Source organism: Streptomyces sp. NPDC058326 (genome assembly GCF_042879855.1).
Classification (GTDB): Bacteria; Actinomycetota; Actinomycetes; order Streptomycetales; family Streptomycetaceae; genus Streptomyces.
The window spans coordinates 540,438-560,225 of sequence record NZ_JBHVZO010000004.1 but is presented as its reverse complement, the minus strand read 5'-3'; the positions used below and the strand labels follow the sequence as shown (position 1 = coordinate 560,225).

The following is a 19,788-nucleotide window of genomic DNA, read 5'->3' as shown; positions in this document are numbered from 1 at the left end:
ACCTGCCGGGGAGGGCGAAGATCGGACCGGGGGAGGAGGGGAATGGTCCCCGGGTACTACACGCCGGGCGCCTGGGCGCCGGACCCCGCCGTCCCCGCCGTTCGCTCCGCCTCGTGCCGCTTGATCGCCGCGTCCCGCTTCCGTACGTACCAGATGCCGATCAGGCCGAGTCCCGCGCCGGCCAGGCAGGTCCACACCCACCAGGTGAGGTCCCGGTCGTCGAACCAGCCGTAGAAGGGGACCTGGACGACGAAGAGGACGAACCACAGGATCGTTCCGCCGGTGATGGTGGCGACGACGGGCCCTTCGAGGGGCTCGGGTGCCTCGTGCTTCGGTGTCCACTTCGCCATGGGGTCAGTCTAGGTGGCGGGAAATCGTACCTACGCATGGTCTACGCGCGGAGATAGACGCTGGCTCGTTCATGTGTTCATACTGAAACGGTTTGCCTCTGGCAGGTTTCCTTCGTACGAACCGCCAAAAAAGGACTTCTCCGCTCCGAAGAGGAACCCACCCCCATGAGCACCACGGCCACCGCCAAGGCCACGTCCCCCGAGGGACCCCAGGGCCCCGAAGCCCCCGTCTCGGGCCTCGACCGCTACTTCAGGATCTCCGAGCGCGGCTCGACCGTCGCCCGCGAGGTCCGTGGCGGCTTCGCCACCTTCTTCGCGATGGCCTACATCATCGTGCTGAACCCGATCATCCTCGGCAGCGCCAAGGACATGTACGGGCACCAGCTCGACGGCGGCCAGCTCGTCACCGCCACCGTCCTCACGGCGGCGTTCTCGACGCTCCTCATGGGCGTCATCGGCAACGTCCCGATCGCCCTCGCCGCCGGCCTCGGCGTGAACACGGTCGTCGCGCTCCAGCTCGCGCCGAAGATGTCCTGGGCCGACGCGATGGGCATGGTCGTCCTCGCCGGTGTCGTCGTCATGCTGCTCGTCGCGACCGGTCTGCGCGAGCGCGTGATGAACGCGGTCCCGGTCGGCCTGCGCAAGGGCATCGCGATCGGCATCGGCCTCTTCATCATGCTGATCGGCCTCGTCGACTCCGGCTTCGTCTCCCGCATTCCCGACGCCGCGCACACCACCGTCCCGCTTCAGCTCGGCGGCGACGGTCACCTCACCGGCTGGCCGGTTCTGGTCTTCGTCCTGGGCACGCTCCTCACGCTCGCCCTGATCGTCCGCAAGGTGCCGGGCGCGATCCTCATCTCGATCGTCGTCATGACGATCGTGGCGATGGTCATCAACGCGGTCACGACCGTCCCCTCCTGGGGCCTCACGACCCCCGAGTGGCCGGGCAACCCCGTCGCCTCGCCCGACTTCGGCCTGGTCGGCGAGGCCAGCCTCTTCGGCGGCTTCGAGAAGGTCGGCTACCTGACCGGCGTCCTGTTCGTCTTCACCGTGCTGCTGTCCTGCTTCTTCGACGCCATGGGCACGATCCTCGGTGTCGGTGACGAGGCCAAGCTGATCGACAAGGACGGCAACTTCCCCGGCATCAACAAGGTCCTCCTCGTGGACGGCCTGGCCGTCGCCTCCGGCGGCGCGACCTCCTCCTCGGCCACCACCTGCTTCGTGGAGTCCACGGCGGGCGTCGGCGAGGGTGCCCGTACGGGACTCGCGTCGGTGGTCACCGGTGGTCTGTTCTCGGTGGCGCTGTTCCTCACGCCGCTGGCCACGATGGTCCCGTCCCAGGCGGCGACGCCCGCGCTGCTCGCGGTCGGCTTCCTGATCCTGGCCGGTTCGGTCAAGGACATCGACTGGAGCGACTTCACCATCGCGGTGCCGGCGTTCCTGGCCATGGTGATGATGCCGTTCACGTACTCGATCACGAACGGCATCGGCATCGGCTTCATCGCGTTCAGCGTGCTGCGGCTCGCGGCCGGCCGGGGCCGTGAGGTCCCGGTGGCCATGTACGCCGTGTCGGCTGTCTTCGTCTTCTACTACGCGATGCCGGCGCTCGGCCTCACGTGATCGGGGGGCGCGGCGGCCCCCGGGCCGTTCGCGCCGTCCTCCCCGTCCTCCCCGTAGAACTTCTCCGTCTCGTCGACGGCGGTCTGGAACCGCTCGTCGAAATCCTCCCGAATGAGCGTCCGGACGACATAGTCCTGGACGCTCATTCCTCTTTTCGCGGCGTGGCTTCTGAGCCGGTCGAGCAGCTCACCGTCGATGCGCAGGCTGAGCACTGTCGATCCCATGTCGTTCAGGGTCGGGGCAGCCGGGGCGTCTTTGCGTCACTTTCTGGATCGGACTCACTCGTTCGGGTGATACATGGAAGCTGGAGTGTGATCTGCCCGGCGCTGTGCTGCCGCCGGGTGTCCGGCGGGGGTGTGATCCGTGCGACGTCGGCGCGTTCCCGTTGGTATTTAGCGAGAGTAATGAGTTAGGCTAACAAACATGCCTGACCTGTCCCACGGCACCGCCGACGACGACGCGGCCGTGAACGCGCTCCGCTCCTCCGTCATGCGGCTCGGCCGACGCCTCAAGCACCAGCGCGTCGACGAGTCGCTGAGCCCCACCGAGATGTCGGTGCTCGGCACCCTCGCGCTCTGCGGCTCCGCCACCCCCGGTGAGCTGGCCCGCAAGGAACACGTTCAGCCGCCGTCGATGACCCGCATCGTCGCGCTGCTCGAAGCCAAGGGACTGGTCCGGCTCGAGCCGCACCCCGACGACCGACGGCAGAAGGTCGTCAGCCAGACCGAGCGGGCCGAGGCCATGCTCGAAGAGTCCCGCCGCAAGCGGAACGCCTGGCTGGCCACCCTCGCCGAAGGCCTGGACGAGGACGAATGGGCCAAGCTGCGCGCCGCCGCCCCGGTCCTGGAGAAGCTCGCCCACCTGTAATCCACGCGCCAAGGAGGCGACGCACTTTGAGTACGGGACCCGGAGCAGACTCCGCACCCGTCCACAAACCCACCCTCAAGACCCGTGGGCGGGGGGAAACCTTCTCCTCGCTCCGCATCCGCAACTACCGGCTGTTCTTCACCGGAGCGATCGTCTCCAACACCGGTACGTGGATGGCCCGTATCACCCAGGACTGGCTGGTCCTGAGCCTCACCGGCTCGGCCGCCGCCGTCGGCATCACCACGGCCCTGCAGTTCCTGCCGATGCTGCTCTTCGGCCTGTACGGCGGTGTCATCGCCGACCGCTACCCGAAGCGGCGCCTGCTGCTCTTCAGCCAGGCAGCCCTCGGCCTCTGCGGCCTCGCGCTCGCCGTCCTCACCCTCTCCGGGCACGTCCAGGTCTGGCACGTCTATCTGATCGCCTTCCTCCTCGGCATGGTGACGGTCGTCGACAACCCGGCCCGGCAGGCGTACGTCTCCGAGATGGTCGGCCCGAAGCAGCTCCGCAACGCCGTCTCGCTCAACTCCGCGAACTTCCAGTCCGCGCGGCTCATCGGCCCCGCGGTCGCCGGTGTCCTCATCGCAGGGGTCGGCAGCGGCTGGGCCTTCCTCCTCAACGGCCTGTCCTTCCTCGCGCCCCTCATCAGCCTCCTGCTCATGCGGACGAGCGAACTCCACAAGGTGGACCGCGCCCCGCGCGGCAAGGGCCAGCTGAGGGAAGGACTGCGGTACGTGGCCGGGAGGCCGGACCTGATCTGGCCGATCGTCCTCGTCGGCTTCATTGGCACGTTCGGGTTCAACTTCCCGATCTGGCTCACGGCGTTCTCCGGCGACGTCTTCCACGTCGGCGCCGGCATGTACGGCTTCCTCAACACCCTGATGGCGGCCGGCTCCCTCGTGGGCGCCCTCATGGCGGCCCGGCGCGGCTCGACCCGGCTGCGGATGCTGGTCCTCGCGGCCGGCGTCTTCGGGGTCCTGGAGATCGCGGCGGCGCTCTCGCCCACGTTCTGGCTGTTCGCCGTGCTGCTCGTCCCGATCGGCATGATCGGCCTCACGGTGAACATCACCGCGAACTCCGCCGTCCAGATGGCGACGGACCCGGCCATGAGGGGCCGGGTCATGAGCCTCTACATGATGGTCTTCGCCGGCGGCACCCCGATCGGCGCGCCGCTCCTCGGCTGGATCACCGACACGTACGGCGCCCGAGTCGGCTTCGCCACGGGCGGTGTGATCTCGCTGCTTGCGGCGGTCCTCGTGGGCCTGGTCCTGGCCAGGGTCGGCGGCCTCAAGGTCGCCTGGGCCTGGCACCACGGCCACCCGCAGGTGCGGTTCGTGGCGCGGGAGCGCTTGGCGACCGCGGCGTAGCCCTTGGGCGGGCGGCGGCCCGGGTGGGGGGTGGTCCGGCTCGTCCGGGCCTGGAGGGGGCTGCCTCGGGGCCCGGGGCCTCCCTGCTCCGGGCCGCGCTGCTCCGGGCTCGTCCCTACGGGGCCTCCTGCTCTGGGCCCGTTGCTACGGGGTCTCCCGCTCCGGGCTCGTTGCTACGGGATCTCCCGCTCCGGGCTCGTCCCTAGCGGGCCTCCCGCTCCGGGCCCGTTGCTACGGGGTCTCCCGTTCCGGGCCCGTTGCTACGGGGTCTCCCGTTCCGGGCTCGTCCCTAGGGGGTCTCCCGTTCCGGGCTCGTCCCTAGGGGGTCTCCCGTTCCGGGCTCGTCCCTAGGGGGTCTCCCGTTCCGGGCCCGTTGCTACGGGGTCTCCCGTTCCGGGCCCGTTGCTACGGGGTCTCCCGCTCCCGGCTCGTTCCTACCCGGCCCGTCCCTGGGCGACCCGGCGTTCCAGGACCTGGCCCTCCCAGTCGCCGACCGTGAAGGTCTCCGTCCGGGTGAAGCCCTGGTTCTCGTAGTACGCGATGAGCCGGCCCTCGCTGCCCGCGAAGCAGTCCACCCGCAGCAGCGACACCCCCTGCCGCCGGGTCTCCTCCGCCGCGTGGGCGAGCAGCGCCGCGCCCACCCCGTGCCCGTGGAACCGCGCGTCCGTCGCGAGCAGCCGTACGTACACCTCGGGCTCGCCCGCCGGCTCGACGTGCTGCCCGGGGAACGGCGTCAGCGTCATCGTCCCCGCCGGTACGCCGTCGATCTCGGCGATCCACGGATCGCCCGCGACCATGGTGTCCTCGACCTGCCGCACCGCCTTGGGCCGCGCCGAGAACGGCTCCGTGCCCCACTGGGCGGTGATCCCCTTGCCGTTGAGCCAGACCACGGCGCTGTCCAAGACGCCGAGTATCGCGGGGAGGTCCTCCGCCCGGCCCTTCCTGATGCTGATCTTCATGCCCGCGAGGCTAACCGCTGCCACACTCGCCCCATGAGGCTTTTCGCCGGCGTCCTGCCGCCAACCAGCAGGCTCGACGAGCTCGGAGACGTCGTCGACCGTCTGCACCGGCTGCCCGGGGCCGAGGGGCTCCGCTGGACCTCGCGGCCCGGGTGGCACCTCACGCTCGCCTTCATGGGCGAGGTCGACGAGGAGCTGCTGCCGGAGCTGCGGGTGCGGCTCGCCAGGGCCGCGCACCGCACCCCGCCGTTCCCGCTGCGGCTGCACGGCGGCGGGCACTTCGGGCGGCGCGCGCTGTGGACCGGGGCGGCCGGGGGCCTGGACGAGCTGCGGCTGCTCGCCGAGCGCGCGGACGCCGCCGCGCGCCGGGCCGGGGTCCCGATGGAGGAGCACCGGCGCTACCAGGCGCATGTGACGGTCGCCCGGGCGCGGACGGGCGAGGTGGACCTGCATCCCTTCCTCGATGTGCTCGGAGGTTTCGAGGGCACGCGGTGGGAGGTGGGCGAGCTGGCCCTGGTCCGGTCGAACCTGCCGGTGAGCGGGGTGCCGGGCGAGCAGCCGAGGTACGAGGAGGTCGACGGCTGGCCGCTGGAGGGAGCCGGGGGCGGGCGGGACGGCCGGGCGGGTTAACCTCGAAGGGTGGATCCCAAGACCCGTAACCGAATCATGGCCGGCGTGCTCGTACTGATGTTCGCGATCATCGCGGTGGCATCCGTGGCCGGTCTGTAGCCGTCGTGCGCCGTTGAGGCCGTACGCCATAGCGGCCGTACGCCGTAGTCGGCCGTGGTCGGCCGGTTGGCCGCCGTACGACCGTCGCGGGCCGTCGTCCGTCACCCCGTGGGAACCCCCTTGCTTCGAGCGCACTCGAAGCAGTTGGCTTGACGCCCATGGAGTACACGCAGCTCGGACGCACCGGACTCAAGGTCAGCCGACTCGTCCTCGGGACGATGAACTTCGGCCCCCAGACGGACGAAGCCACCAGTCACGCCATCATGGACACGGCGCTCGACGTGGGGCTCAACTTCTTCGACACGGCCAACGTGTACGGGTGGGCGGAGAACAAGGGGCGGACGGAGTCGATCATCGGTTCCTGGTTCGCGAAGGGTGACGGCCGTCGTGACAGGACCGTCCTCGCCACCAAGGTCTACGGGAACATGGGCCTCGACGGCGAGGCCTGGCCCAACCACGACAAGCTCTCCGCGCTGAACATCCGCCGGGCGGTCGAGGGCAGCCTCAAGCGCCTCGGCACCGACTACATCGATGTCTACCAGTTCCACCACATCGACCGCTCGACCCCCTTCGAGGAGATCTGGCAGGCCGTCGACGTCCTGATCCAGCAGGGCAAGATCCTCTACGCCGGCTCCTCCAACTTCCCCGGCTACAAGATCGCCCAGGCCAACGAGACCGCCGCCCGGCGCGGCTCGGTCGGCCTCGTCAGCGAGCAGTGCCTCTACAACCTGTACGAGCGGCGTGCCGAGATGGAGGTCATCCCGGCCGCCCAGGAGTACGGCCTCGGGGTCATCCCCTGGTCCCCGCTCCACGGCGGCCTGCTCGGCGGCGTCCTGAAGAAGGAGACCGAGGGCAAGCGGCGCACGGAGGGCCGTGCGGCTGCCACGCTGGCCGACCCGGTGGCGCGGGCGCGGTTCCAGGCGTACGAGGACCTGCTCGACAAGCACGGTCTGGAGCCGGGGGAGACGGCTCTGGCCTGGCTGCTCACCCGGCCGGGCGTGACGGGCCCGATCGTCGGCCCCCGGACGCCCGAGCAGCTGACGAGTGCGCTGCGCGCCCTGGAGCTGGAGCTGAGCGAGGAGCTCCTGGCCGGGCTCGACGAGATCTTCCCGGGCCCGGGTCCGTCGCCGGAGGCCTTCGCCTGGTAGTCGCTCGTGAGGCCTTCGCCTGGTAGTCGCTCGTGAGGCCTTCGCCGGCGGGCGCTCGGCGGGTGCTCTTCAGGCGCCGCCCAGCCAGCTGATGGCGTCCAGGCGGAACGCCGTCTCGGCGGGGACGACGTTCCGCAGGGACGTCTCGATGTCCCGTACGCGGTCCGCGCCGAGGGCCGCGACCCACTCCGCCCGCAGTTCGTCGAAGATCGCCGCGGAGCGGGCGAGGGCCTCGTAGCCGCGCGGGGTGAGGTGGACGAGTTTGCGGCGGGCGTCGGCGGGGTCGTCGGCGCGCTCGGCGTACCCGAGGGTGAGCAGCCGGTCGACGGTCTTCCCGGCCGCCTGCTTGGAGACGCCGAGGCGGCGCCCGATCTCGCTGGCGGTGGCGCCGTGGGTGCCGATGGCCTGCATGGCGAAGCCGTGCGCGGGACGCAGGTCGGGGTGACCCTCGGCGGCGAGACGGGTGTGCAGCCGGTCGATGAGGGTGCGGAAGCCGCCGAAGAGGAGCAGGGGGAGCTCGAATCCGGGGCCGTCGCCGGATACCCCCTTGCCAGTATCGACAACCTGGTTTACTTTTTCCCTCGCGACATGGTCAACCATGTTGTCGATTCTATGCCACCTCCACCGCCACCGCTCATCGGAGATGCCTTGTCCGTAGACCTGTCCGCCCGCACCGCCGACGCCGTCGCCCTCCTCAAGGAGTCACCCGAGACCCTCGACGGCTTTCTGAAGCTCAGCCAGATCTTCGAGTCCACCACCCTCGACCCGCACGCCCGAGAGACGGTGATCCTGACCGTCGCCGCCCGCAACCAGTGCCACCTCTGCGTCGACATGCACGAGGTCAAGATGGCCGCCCTCGGCCCGGCGCCCGAGCCCGAACGGCTCGACGCCGTGCGGACGTTCACCCTCCAGGTGCTCGCCGCCTCCGGCGCGGTGAGCGACGGGGACCTGGCCGCCTTCGAGAAGGCCGGCTACACCCGCCGCAACGCCCTGGAGGTCGTCCTCGGCATCGGCGCCTACACCCTCTCCACCTTCGCGAACCGCCTCACGCGGGCGTCCTGAGGGGCCTGGGCGTCCTGAGCGTCCTCGGGGGGTTGCCCGTACGGGCCGCCCAGGCCCCACGCCTGGTGCATCGCGTCGGCGAAGGCGGCGGCCAGCTTGTGTTCGCCGGAGGGGCCGGGGTGGGTGCCGTCATAGGTGTCGGTGCCGAGGTCGTACGACTCCGGGATCGTCGCGAGGAGCAGCGGCGACGCGGCCGTGTCGAGGTCGGCGACCGCCTTCGCCAGGAGCTCGTTGAAGCGGGCGCACTCGGCCGCGAAGGGGGCGTCGTACCCGGCACGGACGTTGGGGATGACCGGCAGGAGCACGGCCCGCACCCGCGGGTTGGCGGCGCGGGCCGCGGCGACGAACGCCCGGACGTTGGCGTGGGTCTGGTCGCTGTCGGTGTAGAAACCGAGGTCGATCAGGCCGAGGGAGATCAGCAGCACGTCCGCCCCGGTCGCCGTGACCGTCTCGCCGATCACCGGCGCCATGTGCAGCCAGCCCTCGCCCCAGCCGGCCAGATGGCGCCGGGCGGGGGCGGGGAAGCCGGGATCGGCGTAGGCGTCCGATGCCGGGGCGTCGGCGGCGGGCTCGTACAGCCGGGTGCGGGGGCCGACGATCTCGTACCCGCCGGGGAGCGTCGCCTCCAGGTGCCGCCACATGCGGTACCGCCAGGTCCAGTCGCCGGCGCGTCCGATGGTCATGCTGTCGCCGACGAACAGAAAACGCATGGTCATATCATCGCGGACGCCGTCCCGGACCTGCGACGTGATCCGGGACACGGGCCGCAGGCCACCCGGCCCCGGCCCCGGCCCCAGCCCCGGCCCCGGGCTTCGGGGCTCGGCCCCGGACTTCGGGCTGCGGGCGTCGGGGTCATCCGTTCAGGAACGAGTCCACCGTCTTCGCGAACCGCTCCGCGTCGTCGTGCCACGGGAAGTGCCCCGCCCCGTCCAGGACGGCCAGGGTGGCCTTCGGGAACAGTTCCGCGTACGCGGCGGCCGTCGGGACCGGCGTGTTCACGTCCCCCTCCCCGGCCACCACGAGCACCGGACGCGCGAACTCCGCGAACACCGCGCGCGTGGCGGCCGTGTCGAAGGCGCCCTCACTCGCGAAGACGCCCGCGCCCTCGCGGTTCCGCTGCCCCTCCCCGGCCGCGTGCCGCTCCCGCGCCGCCTCGTCCCAGGTCCCGTGGAAGAACGGAGCCACCGCCCCGAACGACTCGGCGGTACCGCGCCCCGCCGTGACGTCCTCCAGAGCCGCGTACGCGGGCCCGAACCACGGCTCGTCCCGCCGCAGCCGCGCCGCCGCGAGCCGCTCCTCCGGGGCGGTGTCGAGCCCGACGGCCGCCGTGCCCGGGGTGACGAGCACGAGCCGGCCGACCCGCCCGGGGTACCGGGTGACGTAGAGCGCGGCGAGGTTCGCACCCGCCGAGTGACCCAGGAGGTCGACGGTGTCGAGGCCGAGGTGCGCGCGCAGCGCCTCCACGTCATCGACGAGCCGGTCGCAGCGGTACGCGGCCGGGTCGTCCGGCACCGCCGACGCGCCCGTGCCCCGCAGATCGAGCCGGATCAGCCGGCGGCGGGCCGCGAGGCCGCCGAGGTCGCCGAGGTAGACGGAGTCCTGGAGCGGACCGCCGGGCAGGCAGATCAAGGGCTCTCCGGAGCCGGAACCGAACTCGTGGTAGGCGAGCACGGTGCCGTCGGGAGCGGGGAAGGTAGGCATGATCGCGACGATGGCAGGGCCTCCCGAGCCGGTCAATCAGGTTTCCCCCGCCCTGACACGGCTCGACTCCGGCCCTGGCACCGCTCCAACCCCAGGCCTGGCACCGCTCCGACCCCGGACCCTGACACCACTCCGACCCCAGCCCGGACCCCGCCCCTGACTCCGACCCGGACCCGGCCCCGGCGCAGGTCAGGGAGGTTTCAGGGGCAGCGGACCGGACTCCCGCCCCCGCGCCGTGGCAGGCTGGGGGGCATGCGATCTGCTCTGTGTGCCCTCGGCGTGGCGGTGGCCCTGGTGCTGCTCCCGGCCGGTCATGCCCGTGCCCAAGGGCAGGAGCCCGACCAGGACTTCACGATTGAGGACTCCCGCGTCACGGAGTCCAGCGGTCTCGCGGCGAGCCGCGCCCACCCCGGGATCTACTGGACGCACAACGACCAGGACGCGCCCCTGATCTACGGCATCGACTCCCGTACGGGAAAGACGGTCGCGACCCTCACCCTGCGGGGTGTCGGCACCCCCCGGGACATGGAGGCCATCGCGGTCGGACCGGACGGCGACATCTACGTCGGCGACATCGGGGACAACCTCGACGGCTCCTGGGACCACGTCTGGATCTACCGTTTCCCCGAGCCGAAGGCGCTGAAGGACCAGCAGGTGGCGGCGGAGCAGTACGTCGTGAAGTACGCCGACGGGCCGCGCAACGCCGAGGCCCTGATGGTCCATCCGAAGACCGGCCGGGTGTACATCGCCAGCAAGAACGAGGACGGCGGCGGGCTGTACGCGGGCCCCGAGCGGCTCTCCTCTTCCGGGACCAACGTGTTCCGGCGCGTCGGCGAGGTGCCGTGGGTGACCGACGGCGCCTTCTCCCCGGACGGCGGCCGGCTCGTCCTGCGCGGCTACTTCAGCGCGAGGGAGTACGTGTGGAAGGACGGCCGTACGGAAGGGGACGGCACCTCCGTCGGAGCCCCCTTCCAGGGGCAGGCGGAGTCGGTGACGTACACGACGGACGGCTCGGCGTTCATGTTCGGCTCGGAGGGCGGGAGCAGCAGGGTCGTCCGGGTCGACCGGCAGGAGCCGGCGCCGAGTCCCTCGGACGGACCGGCGGACCCCCCGGGCGGCGCGCCGGAGTCCCCCCGCTCACCGGCCGCCGACGGCGAGGGCGGAAACGCCACGGTGGGCTTCCTGGTCCTCGGGGGCGCCTTGGTGCTCGTCTTCGGCGCCAAGCGCCTCCTGCGCCGGGACTGACATCCGCCGGCGCTTCTCCGGGCCCCGCGCTTCTAGGCCCCGCGCTTCTCCAGGCCCCGCGCTTCTAGGCCCCGCGCTTCTCCGCCCCCTGCCCGAGCTACCCCTGCCGCCCCCGCTTCCCCGTGTCGACCGGGCGCGGTCCCGGGTCGAGACTGGAAGGAGACCGGACACGCCGGGGACGAGCCGTGGAGGAGTCATGACGGCATTCACTCGCGAGGGCACCCCCGTCGCCATGGAAGGCGGCGGTGTGGACTTCCGTACGCAGGAGGCCGGCGGCGACATGAGTGTCGCCTTCATCCACCTCCCGAAGGGCACCGACATGGCCCCGGCGCTGAAGGGCCTCGAAGGCGATCTGTGCCAGTGCCCCCACTGGGGATACCTCCTGAACGGCCGGATCAGGATGCGGACCGCTTCGGGCGAGGAGATCTACGAGGCGGGACAGGCCTACTACTGGGGCCCCGGGCACGCCCCCGAGGCGCTTGAGGACGTCGACGTCGTGGAGTTCTCGCCGACCGCCGAGTTCAACGCGGTGATCGACCACGTGAAGGCGCAGTCGGGCTGATCCGCGCCGCCGGACACGGCGGGGCACGTGTCCGGGCCGAGGGGCGCCGGACATGGCGGAGGGCCCGGTGCCGGTCGTGTCCGACGCCGGGCCCTCGTCCGAGAACCGGTTACAGCTTCTCGATCACGTAGTCGACGCAGGCCGTCAGGGCGCGCACGTCCGCCGGGTTGATCGCCGGGAACATCGCGATCCGCAGCTGGTTGCGGCCCAGCTTGCGGTACGGCTCGGTGTCCACGATGCCGTTCGCGCGCAGCACCTTCGCGACGGCCGCCGCGTCGATGTCGTCCGCGAAGTCGATCGTGCCGATGACCTGCGAGCGCTTCGCCGCGTCCGTGACGAACGGCGACGCGTACTTGGACTCCTCGGCCCAGCCGTACAGCGCGTCCGAGGACTCCTTCGTCCGGGCCACGGCCCAGTCGAGACCGCCCTGGCCGTTGATCCACTTCAGCTGCTCGTTGAGCAGGAAGAGGGTCGAGAGCGCCGGGGTGTTGTACGTCTGGTTCTTCAGCGAGTTGTCGATCGCCGTCGGCAGCGAGAAGAACTCGGGGATGTGCCGGCCGGACTCGTGGATCTTCTTCGCGCGCTCCAGGGCGGCAGGGGAGAAGGCCGCGAGCCACAGGCCGCCCTCGGCGGCGAAGGACTTCTGCGGGGCGAAGTAGTAGACGTCCGTCTCGGTGATGTCGACCGGGAGGCCGCCCGCGCCGGAGGTCGCGTCGACCAGGACGAGCGCGCCCTCGTCGGCGCCGGCGACCCGCTCGATCGGGGCGGCGACACCGGTGGAGGTCTCGTTGTGGGTGTACGCGTAGACGTCGACGCCCGCCTCGGCCACCGGCTCCGGGTGGGTGCCCGGGTCGGAGGAGATCACGGTCGGATCCGCCAGCCACGGGGCCAGCTTGGCGGCCTTCGCGAACTTGGAGGAGAACTCGCCGAAGGTGAGGTGCTGCGACTTGTTCTCGATGAGACCGTGGGTCGCGACGTCCCAGAAGGCGGTGGAGCCGCCGTTGCCCAGGATCACCTCGTAGCCCTCGGGGAGCGAGAAGAGGTCACGGATGCCGGTACGTACCTCGCCGACCAGGTTCTTCACGGGAGCCTGGCGGTGGGACGTGCCGAGGAGAGAGGTGCCGGTGGCGGCCAGGGCGTCCAGCGCCTCCGTACGCACCTTGGAGGGGCCCGCGCCGAAACGGCCGTCGGCGGGCTTGATGTCAGCGGGAATCTGGATATCAGCCACGAGGCGGAGAGTATCGGGTCGGGAAGGGGCCGGTCGCCGTATGTCCGCCCGATGAGACGAGCTCTGAGACATCCTGGGCCTGTGGGAAGACACGAGGAACTCGCCGCCGCCCTGCGCGCCGCCGTCGCCGGAGACGTCGACTTCTCCACCACGGCCAGGGCGCTGAACACGATGGACGCCTCCAACTACCGCCGTGTTCCGGACGGTACGGTCGCGCCGCGCGACGCCGACGACATCGCCGCCGTCCTCGAGGTGTGCCGGGCCCACGGGACGCCGGTCGTCGCGCGCGGCGGCGGTACGTCCATCGGGGGCCAGGCCACCGGAACGGGGGTCGTGCTCGACCTCACACGGCACATGGCGCGCCTCGTCTCCCTGGATCCGGAGGCGCGGACGGCGGTCGTCCAGCCGGGGCTCGTCCTCGACCGGCTGAGGGAGGCGGCGCGGCCGTACGGGCTGACCTTCGGCCCCGACCCTTCCACCCACAGCCGCTGCACCCTCGGCGGCATGATCGGGAACAACGCCTGCGGGGCGCACTCGGTCGCCTGGGGGACCACGGCGGACAACGTGCGCTCGCTGGAAACGGTGAGTTACCGGGGCGCGAGGTTGACGCTGGGGCAGGAGGGGCGGGGTGCGCCGCCCGGACTCCTCGACCTCGTCGGCGGCCACCTCGCCCTGCTGCGGACCGGCTACCCGGAAGGCCTTCCGCGCCGGATCTCGGGGTACGCGCTCGACGCGCTGCTTCCCGAGCGGGGGGTCGACGTGGCCCGCTCGTTCTGCGGCAGCGAGGGCACGCTCGGGGTGGTGACGGAGGCGACGGTACGACTGGTCCCGCTGCCGGAGGAGCCGGTGCTCGTCGTCCTCGGGTACGCCGACGAGAGCGCGGCGGCCGAGGCGGCGGCGGGACTCCTGGAGTACGGCCCGCTCACGGTGGAGGGCATGGCGGCCGATCTCGTACGGGGTGCGGAAGGGCTGCCGAGGGGCGGGGCCTGGCTGTTCTGCGAGGCGGACGGGGGCGCGGCGGCCCGGCGTCTGGTGAGGGCGGCGGACGCGCTCGACGCGGCCGTGGTGAGGGATCCGGTGGGGCAGCGGGCGCTGTGGCGGATCAGGGAGGACGCGGCGGGGACGGCCACCCGGATGCCGGACGGGCGGGAGGCCTGGCCGGGGTGGGAGGACTGCGCGGTGCCGCCGGCCCGGCTCGGCGCGTACCTCCGCGAGTTCCGTGGGCTGCTGGCCGATTTCGGCCTCCGGGGAGTCCCGTACGGGCACTTCGGGGACGGCTGTGTGCACGTCCGGATCGACTTCGATCTGTGGACGGGGAAGGGCGTACGGGAGTTCCGCGGGTTCTCGGAGGCGGTGGCGGACCTGGTGGTCGCCCACGGCGGCTCGCTCTCCGGGGAGCACGGCGACGGGCAGGCGCGGGCCGAACTCCTGCCGAGGATGTACGGGGAGGAGCTCGTCGGTCTCTTCGGCGCGGTCAAGGACGTGTGGGACCCCGACGGCGGCCTCAACCCGGGGATGCTCGTGCGGCCGAAGCCGCTGGACGAGGGGCTGCGGTTCACCGGCCTTCCGCTGGTCGGGGTGGGAAGGGCGGCGGCCCGCTGTGTCGGTGTCGCCAAGTGCCGGGTGGGCGGGCCGAGTTCGGGTCCGGGGGTGATGTGCCCGTCCTACCGGGCGACGGGGGAGGAGAGGCATTCGACCCGGGGCCGGGCGCGGCTGCTGCACGAGATGGCCCTTGGTGAGGTCATCACGGACGGCTGGCGCTCGGAGGAGGTCCGGGAGGCGCTCGACCTCTGCCTGTCCTGCAAGGGCTGTCGCAGCGACTGCCCGGTGGGCGTCGACATGGCGGCGTACAAGGCGGAGTTCCTCGACCGGCACTACGCGGGACCGGCGGGCTTCCTGCGCCGGCCGCGCTCGCACTGGACGATGGGCCGGCTGCCGCGCTGGCTGGACCTCTTCGGGCGGGCGCTGAACCCGGCGATGGGGCTGCCGTTCGCGGCGCGCCTCGCGGGGGTGACGCCGGAGCGGACGATGCCGCGCGTCGCGGAACGTTCCTTCACGTCGTGGTTCGCCGACCGGGGATCGACCCGCTCGCCGGACGTGACGCTGTGGCCGGACACCTTCACGGACCACCTGGCGCCGCAGGTGGGCAGGGCTGCGGTCCGTGTCCTGGAGGAGGCGGGCCTCGGGGTGACGCTGCCGCAGGGCAGGGTCTGCTGTGGGCTCACGTATGTGTCGACGGGGCAGCTGGGGGCGGCACGGAGGGTCATGCGGCGGGCCCTGGACGTACGGGAGGGGGCCGAGGGGCCGGTGGTCGTACTGGAACCGTCGTGCGCGGCGACCCTCCGCACCGACCTGCCGGAGCTGCTGCCGGACGACCCCAGGGCGGCCCGCCTGGCGGCGTCGGTCCGCACCTTCGCCGAGACCCTGGAGACCCTGGCGCCGGAGTGGGAGCCACCGCGTGTGAACCGCCCGGTCACCGGTCAGACCCACTGCCACCAGCACGCGGTCCTGGGCGACGCGGCCGACCGCCGCCTCCGCGAACGCGCGGGCCTGACGGGCGAACTGGCGGGCGGCTGCTGTGGTCTCGCGGGCAACTTCGGCTTCGAACCGGGCCACTACGAGGTGTCGGTGGCGTGCGCGGAGGACCAGCTGCTCCCGGCCCTGCGAGCGGCCACCCCGGAGACGACCGTCCTGGCCGACGGCTTCTCGTGCAGAACACAGATCGAAGACCTGACGGAGGTCCGGGGCCGGCATCTGGCGGAGGTGCTGGCGGAGGCGCTGGACAGCGGACTGGGGCCACCGGCCCTTTGACGTCCCCGGTCACTCGTCGATGACGTCGAGCGGGTCTCCCGCGCGCTTGCGCGTGCCGTGGTCCGCTGGGGCAGGATGCGCCCATGAACGTGGACGCGGAAAGCGGTGTGGCCGAGGCCATCGCGGGGGAGTTGCAGTTGATGAGTCCGGCCGTGCGGTCGTCCAGGGCGTTGGTGGAGCAACTCCTGGATCCGGAGTTCGTGGAAGTGGGTGCCTCGGGGCGCAGATGGGATCGCCGGTCGATGCTCTCGGCGCTGCCGGTCATGCAGGGCGCGGACGAAGACGGCCCGCAGTACGTGCCGACCGGGATGACGGGCACCGTATTGGCGCCGGGGATCGTGCACCTGACGTTCGAGACCGTGATCGACGGCAGGCGAGCCCGGAGGAGCTCGATCTGGCGGAAGTCGGACGAGGACGCCGGGTGGCGGATGTACTACCACCAGGCAACGCCCGTGCCGGACGCATGAGGCGGTGACCGGCTTCGCCGTTCCCGTGACGGCCGCGAGGCCGGTGAGCGTGGTGCGGTGTGGCGGGTGCCGCCGTGGGTTGTGATGGGGGAATGGACACCGGTCTCGGGTATCGGCCCCTCACGAAAGTCCTCCACTGGAGCGTGGTGGCCGTGTTCGCCGTCCAGTTCGTCATCGGGTACGCGCTGGACACGTCGGAATCCGGGCGCGGCCGGGGCCGGGGCCGTGGTGGAGAGTCCGGGCGGGGGCGCGGACGCGGTGGCGGTGACGAAGCCTTCGGCGAGGACGCTCTGCTCACCGCCCACGTGCTCGTAGGAGCCGTCATCGTCGCTCTGGGCGTGACGCGACTGATCTGGCGGCGCCGCACCACCCTGCCGCCGTGGGCACCGACGCTCACGTCTTTCGAACGCCGCCTCGCCCACCGCACGGAGGCCGTGCTCTACGTGCTGACGTTCGTGGTCCCCCTCACCGGGGTGCTGCTCCTCGCCTCGGGCGACGATGACCTCCTGTGGGTGCACGTGGCGGCACAGATGTCCTTCTTCGCCGCGCTGGCCGGCCATGTCGGCCTGGTCCTCAAGCACCAACTCCTCGACCGTGACCGGCTGCTCCACCGCATGCTGTGAAACGGGCGGGGCCGGACGTCCGCTTGCTGCCCGGCACCGATGCGCGCGCCCGCGTGCCCAGGCCCCTTCGAGCGGAGGGCGGTTGCTCCTCGGCGGGGAGGGGAACGCCCTCAGCTCCCGCTGACGATCTCCCGCGCCATCGCCACCAGCGCCCCGGTCGCCGGGTGGGGGAAGGCGTCCCGCCAGGCCAGGACCACCGGCAGCGGCGGCGCGTCGGGCAGGGGACGGTAGCTGACGCCCGGGTGCGGGTGCAGGGCGGCCGTGGACGCGGACGAGACGCCGACGCCGCGGCCCGCCGCGATGGCGGTGAGCCAGTCGTCGGTGTTGGCGACGGTGACGGTGGCCGCCGGGCGGCCGGCGGGGGGCCAGAGCGTGAGGGTGGTCGTACCGGAGACGGTGTTGAGGACGACGGTTCCGCCGACCAGGTCGTCGAGGGTGAGCCGTGCCCGGTCGGCGAGCGGGCTGTCGGAGGGGACGGCCGCGACCCGTTCTTCCGTGGTGAGCTCCTCGGTGACCAGGCCCGGCGCGTCGACGGGCCCTCTGAGCAGGGCCGCGTCCACCTCGCCCCGGGTGAGGCCGGCGGTGCGGTCGTCGACGCGGAGGAGTTCGAGCGGGGTCTCGGGGTGCGCGCGCTGCCAGCGCCGGAGCAGGGGGGTGGTGTACGGGCCGAAGGCCGACCAGGCGTGCCCGAGGCGCAGAGGGCGGTGACGCAGCCGCGCCGGGTCGACGGCGGCGTCGAAGGCGGCGAGCGCGGCCTCGGCCCGGGCGTGGAAGGCCCGGCCCTCGGCGGTGAGGGCGAGGTGGTGGGTGGAGCGGTCGACGAGGCGGGCGCCGAGGTGCTGTTCGAGGGCGGCGAGCGTGCGGGAGACGGCGGGCTGGGTGAGGTGGAGCCGGGCGGCCGCCCTGGTGAGGCTCGATTCCTCGGCGATGGCGAGGAAGCAGCGGAGGTGGCGCAGCTCGATGCTCATGCGTCCGGAGCATAACCGCAGCGCAATCGGCATTTCCGGCGCCGCGCGGGGCCTCGTAGCGTGAGAGGGAAGTCCAGGGTCCGGTTATCGGGTGGTTCAGTTCTCTGTACTACGAGTACAGTGTGTTGAACTGAAATCGCGGCAGCCGTGAGAGTCGTACGAGTGCGGAGGAGGGGTCGGTGGACAGTCCGGTCAAGGAGGTGACCCCGGCGGCGGCCGTGGCCGGCGCCGTGTCGGCGGGTGGCCCCGCACCGGGGCGGATGGCCGGTCACCGGTTCGGCCCCGTGGCGCTCGTCGTCACGGGCGGCCTCTCCGTACAGTTCGGCTCCGCCGTCGCCGTCCTCCTCATGCCGCGCGCCGGCGCCCTCGGGGTCGTCACCCTGCGGCTCGTGCTCGCCGCGGCCGTCCTGCTGATCGTCTGCAGGCCCAAGGTGCGCGGCTACGGCCGGGCCGACTGGGGGACGGTCGTCGCCTTCGGCATCGCCATGGCGGGCATGAACATCCTCTTCTACCAGGCCGCCGACCGGATCCCGCTGGGCGCCGCCGTCACCCTGGAGGTGCTCGGCCCGCTGATCCTCTCCGTGATCGCGTCCCGCCGCCTCATGAACCTGCTCTGGGCCGGACTCGCGCTCGGCGGTGTCGTCCTCCTCGGCGGCGGCGGCTTCGACCGCCTCGATCCGCTCGGCGCGGCCTTCGCGCTCGCGGCGGGCGCCATGTGGGCCACGTACATCGTGTTCAGCGCCCGTACGGGCCGGCGCTTCCCGCAGGCGGACGGGCTGGCGCTGGCGATGGCCTTCGGCGCCGTCCTCAGTCTGCCGTTCGGCATCGTGGAGGCGGGCGACAAACTCCTCGTACCGTCGACGATCGGCCTCGGCCTCGCCGTCGCGCTGATGTCCTCGGTCCTGCCGTACACCCTGGAACTCCTCGCCCTGCGCCGCCTGCCCGCCCCCACCTTCGCGATCCTGATGAGCCTGGAACCGGCCATCGCGGCGGCCGCCGGCTTCCTCGTCCTCAGTCAGTCCCTGTCCGCCCTCGACGCCCTCGCCATCGCCCTCGTCATAGCGGCCAGCATGGGCGCGGTCCGCAGCCAGGTCAGGGGCGCCCCCTAGGAGGTGTCTTGTCGATCAGGCCGGGCTCGCGGGTCCCCCTGAGCCCTGCCCCTAGGATCCGCGCATGATCGCTGAACTGCAGTGCGTCGTCATCGACTGTCCCGCGCCCCGCGCGCTCGCGGAGTTCTACCGGGCCGTGCTCGGAGGGGAGGTCGACCGGCCCGACCGGCGCTGGTCCCTCGACGCGGGCTGGTCCACCCTCCACGTGCCCGGGGGGCTCGTCCTCTGCTTTCAGGGCGTCGCCGACCACCACCCGCCGGCGTGGCCCGACCCGGAACGCCCCCAGCAGTTCCACCTCGACTTCGGTGTCGCCGACCTCGACGCCGCCCACACGGAGGTCCTCGCGCAGGGGGCGACCGTCCTTGACGAGGGGGACGGGAAGCGTGGTTGGCGCGTGTTCGCGGACCCCGCCGGCCATCCGTTCTGCCTGGTCAGGCATTGACCCGATTCGGTTGGTCCTTGACCGTCCGGGGCATTGAGGGGGTCCTGGCGGGCGCGGACGATGGGGGTTCACGGACGTACGAGGGAGGGGGCCGACCATGGCTCTGGAGATGCGGGACAAGTGTGAGCGCTGCACGACGGCGGTCCTGACGCCGGACGGGCCCGCGCGCATCTGTTCGTACGAGTGCAGCTTCTGCGTTCCCTGCGCCGACTCCATGGCGGATGTCTGTCCCAACTGCGGCGGCGAGTTGGTCCCCCGGCCCCGGCGCACCCCCTAGTAGTAGGTGCCGTACGGGGGGTGGACGGGCAGGCCGGCCCCAGCCCTGGTCGCCGACGCCGATGATCTGGGTGAAGTTCTGCCGGCCGCCGCCGATGCGGGTGCGGGAGGCGAAGGTGCCGTCGCCCGTGCAGCCAGGCGATGGGCTTCCACCCCCGCAATGACTCGGGCAGTAGCGGCCGCGAAGTAGCGCCCGGAGCCGGCCCAGCCCGGAGTCGGCCCGGCCGGAACCGGCCCAGCCCGGAGCCCGTCCCGCC

General features: G+C 72.0%; 22 protein-coding genes. 14 read left to right on the top strand and 8 right to left on the bottom strand.

Annotated features, from left to right (window positions below; translation table 11 throughout):
• Positions 1 to 56: 56 nt before the first annotated feature.
• Positions 57 to 350 (bottom strand): DUF2530 domain-containing protein, encoded by a 294-nt coding sequence (locus ACFVYX_RS11320; RefSeq protein WP_389681066.1) that lies wholly within the window; start codon positions 348 to 350, stop codon positions 57 to 59.
• A 165-nt stretch (positions 351 to 515) separates the two neighbouring features.
• Between ACFVYX_RS11320 and ACFVYX_RS11315 the strand changes: the two genes are divergently transcribed.
• Entirely contained in the window at positions 516 to 1,970 is a 1,455-nt protein-coding gene (locus tag ACFVYX_RS11315; protein WP_389681065.1) for an NCS2 family permease, read from the top strand.
• On the opposite strand, the gene ACFVYX_RS11310 is transcribed toward ACFVYX_RS11315, so the two are convergent.
• Positions 1,940 to 2,194: a hypothetical protein gene (locus ACFVYX_RS11310; protein WP_389681064.1), complete on the bottom strand. Its 255-nt coding sequence runs from the start codon at positions 2,192 to 2,194 to the stop codon at positions 1,940 to 1,942. The two genes, ACFVYX_RS11315 and ACFVYX_RS11310, sit on opposite strands and share 31 nt — an antisense overlap.
• Before the next feature lie 199 nt (positions 2,195 to 2,393).
• Here ACFVYX_RS11310 and ACFVYX_RS11305 point away from each other — a divergent pair, with 199 nt between their 5' ends.
• Complete coding sequence (locus tag ACFVYX_RS11305) at positions 2,394 to 2,837, top strand: MarR family winged helix-turn-helix transcriptional regulator (RefSeq protein ID WP_389681063.1); 444 nt, start codon at positions 2,394 to 2,396, stop codon at positions 2,835 to 2,837.
• Positions 2,838 to 2,863: 26 nt separating this feature from the next.
• Entirely contained in the window at positions 2,864 to 4,201 is a 1,338-nt protein-coding gene (locus tag ACFVYX_RS11300; protein WP_389681062.1) for an MFS transporter, read from the top strand.
• Positions 4,202 to 4,635: 434 nt separating this feature from the next.
• On the opposite strand, the gene ACFVYX_RS11295 is transcribed toward ACFVYX_RS11300, so the two are convergent.
• Positions 4,636 to 5,160, bottom strand: coding sequence for a GNAT family N-acetyltransferase (locus ACFVYX_RS11295; RefSeq protein ID WP_389681061.1), 525 nt, complete (start codon positions 5,158 to 5,160; stop codon positions 4,636 to 4,638).
• Between the two features lie 33 nt (positions 5,161 to 5,193).
• Here ACFVYX_RS11295 and thpR point away from each other — a divergent pair, with 33 nt between their 5' ends.
• Both thpR and ACFVYX_RS11285 read left to right on the top strand, forming a co-directional pair.
• Positions 5,194 to 5,790, top strand: a complete 597-nt coding sequence (thpR, locus tag ACFVYX_RS11290) for an RNA 2',3'-cyclic phosphodiesterase (protein WP_389681060.1) — start codon at positions 5,194 to 5,196, stop codon at positions 5,788 to 5,790.
• 257 nt (positions 5,791 to 6,047) lie between these two features.
• Positions 6,048 to 7,037 (top strand): aldo/keto reductase, encoded by a 990-nt coding sequence (locus ACFVYX_RS11285; protein ID WP_389681059.1) that lies wholly within the window; start codon positions 6,048 to 6,050, stop codon positions 7,035 to 7,037.
• A 69-nt stretch (positions 7,038 to 7,106) separates the two neighbouring features.
• Here the strand turns inward: ACFVYX_RS11285 and ACFVYX_RS11280 are convergent, their stop codons facing one another.
• Positions 7,107 to 7,637, bottom strand: a complete 531-nt coding sequence (locus tag ACFVYX_RS11280; protein WP_389681058.1) for a MarR family winged helix-turn-helix transcriptional regulator — start codon at positions 7,635 to 7,637, stop codon at positions 7,107 to 7,109.
• Between the two features lie 48 nt (positions 7,638 to 7,685).
• Here ACFVYX_RS11280 and ACFVYX_RS11275 point away from each other — a divergent pair, with 48 nt between their 5' ends.
• Positions 7,686 to 8,099, top strand: a complete 414-nt coding sequence (locus ACFVYX_RS11275; RefSeq protein WP_389681057.1) for a carboxymuconolactone decarboxylase family protein — start codon at positions 7,686 to 7,688, stop codon at positions 8,097 to 8,099.
• Here ACFVYX_RS11275 and ACFVYX_RS11270 read toward each other — a convergent pair.
• Together ACFVYX_RS11270 and ACFVYX_RS11265 are read right to left on the bottom strand one after the other, a co-directional pair.
• On the bottom strand, positions 8,054 to 8,809 hold the full coding sequence (locus ACFVYX_RS11270; RefSeq protein ID WP_389681056.1) for a GDSL-type esterase/lipase family protein: 756 nt from the start codon (positions 8,807 to 8,809) through the stop codon (positions 8,054 to 8,056). The two genes, ACFVYX_RS11275 and ACFVYX_RS11270, sit on opposite strands and share 46 nt — an antisense overlap.
• Positions 8,810 to 8,951: 142 nt before the next feature.
• On the bottom strand, positions 8,952 to 9,800 hold the full coding sequence (locus ACFVYX_RS11265; RefSeq protein WP_389681055.1) for an alpha/beta fold hydrolase: 849 nt from the start codon (positions 9,798 to 9,800) through the stop codon (positions 8,952 to 8,954).
• A 252-nt stretch (positions 9,801 to 10,052) separates the two neighbouring features.
• Here ACFVYX_RS11265 and ACFVYX_RS11260 point away from each other — a divergent pair, with 252 nt between their 5' ends.
• Together ACFVYX_RS11260 and ACFVYX_RS11255 are read left to right on the top strand one after the other, a co-directional pair.
• On the top strand, positions 10,053 to 11,045 hold the full coding sequence (locus ACFVYX_RS11260; protein ID WP_389681054.1) for a WD40 repeat domain-containing protein: 993 nt from the start codon (positions 10,053 to 10,055) through the stop codon (positions 11,043 to 11,045).
• Positions 11,046 to 11,241: 196 nt separating this feature from the next.
• On the top strand, positions 11,242 to 11,607 hold the full coding sequence (locus ACFVYX_RS11255) for a hypothetical protein (RefSeq protein WP_389681053.1): 366 nt from the start codon (positions 11,242 to 11,244) through the stop codon (positions 11,605 to 11,607).
• Positions 11,608 to 11,716: 109 nt separating this feature from the next.
• Here the strand turns inward: ACFVYX_RS11255 and serC are convergent, their stop codons facing one another.
• Positions 11,717 to 12,835 (bottom strand): phosphoserine transaminase, encoded by a 1,119-nt coding sequence (serC, locus tag ACFVYX_RS11250; RefSeq protein WP_389681052.1) that lies wholly within the window; start codon positions 12,833 to 12,835, stop codon positions 11,717 to 11,719.
• 51 nt (positions 12,836 to 12,886) lie between these two features.
• Between serC and ACFVYX_RS11245 the strand changes: the two genes are divergently transcribed.
• The 3 genes from ACFVYX_RS11245 (at position 12,887) to ACFVYX_RS11235 (ending at position 16,736) form a co-directional block, all read left to right on the top strand.
• Positions 12,887 to 15,646 (top strand): FAD-binding and (Fe-S)-binding domain-containing protein, encoded by a 2,760-nt coding sequence (locus ACFVYX_RS11245; RefSeq protein WP_389681051.1) that lies wholly within the window; start codon positions 12,887 to 12,889, stop codon positions 15,644 to 15,646.
• 83 nt (positions 15,647 to 15,729) lie between these two features.
• Positions 15,730 to 16,113: a DUF4440 domain-containing protein gene (locus tag ACFVYX_RS11240; protein WP_389681050.1), complete on the top strand. Its 384-nt coding sequence runs from the start codon at positions 15,730 to 15,732 to the stop codon at positions 16,111 to 16,113.
• Positions 16,114 to 16,205: 92 nt separating this feature from the next.
• The gene (locus ACFVYX_RS11235) at positions 16,206 to 16,736 is read left to right on the top strand and encodes a cytochrome b (RefSeq protein ID WP_389681049.1); all 531 of its coding nucleotides are present in this window, start codon (positions 16,206 to 16,208) and stop codon (positions 16,734 to 16,736) included.
• Between the two features lie 110 nt (positions 16,737 to 16,846).
• On the opposite strand, the gene ACFVYX_RS11230 is transcribed toward ACFVYX_RS11235, so the two are convergent.
• Complete coding sequence (locus tag ACFVYX_RS11230) at positions 16,847 to 17,704, bottom strand: LysR family transcriptional regulator (RefSeq protein ID WP_389681048.1); 858 nt, start codon at positions 17,702 to 17,704, stop codon at positions 16,847 to 16,849.
• Positions 17,705 to 17,964: 260 nt separating this feature from the next.
• Here ACFVYX_RS11230 and ACFVYX_RS11225 point away from each other — a divergent pair, with 260 nt between their 5' ends.
• From ACFVYX_RS11225 to ACFVYX_RS11215, 3 genes are all read left to right on the top strand, one after another.
• Positions 17,965 to 18,813, top strand: a complete 849-nt coding sequence (locus ACFVYX_RS11225; RefSeq protein ID WP_389681130.1) for a DMT family transporter — start codon at positions 17,965 to 17,967, stop codon at positions 18,811 to 18,813.
• A 64-nt stretch (positions 18,814 to 18,877) separates the two neighbouring features.
• The gene (locus ACFVYX_RS11220; RefSeq protein ID WP_389681047.1) at positions 18,878 to 19,255 is read left to right on the top strand and encodes a VOC family protein; all 378 of its coding nucleotides are present in this window, start codon (positions 18,878 to 18,880) and stop codon (positions 19,253 to 19,255) included.
• 97 nt (positions 19,256 to 19,352) lie between these two features.
• Positions 19,353 to 19,532, top strand: a complete 180-nt coding sequence (locus ACFVYX_RS11215; RefSeq protein WP_389681046.1) for a DUF1272 domain-containing protein — start codon at positions 19,353 to 19,355, stop codon at positions 19,530 to 19,532.
• The last annotated feature ends 256 nt before the right edge of the window (positions 19,533 to 19,788 follow it).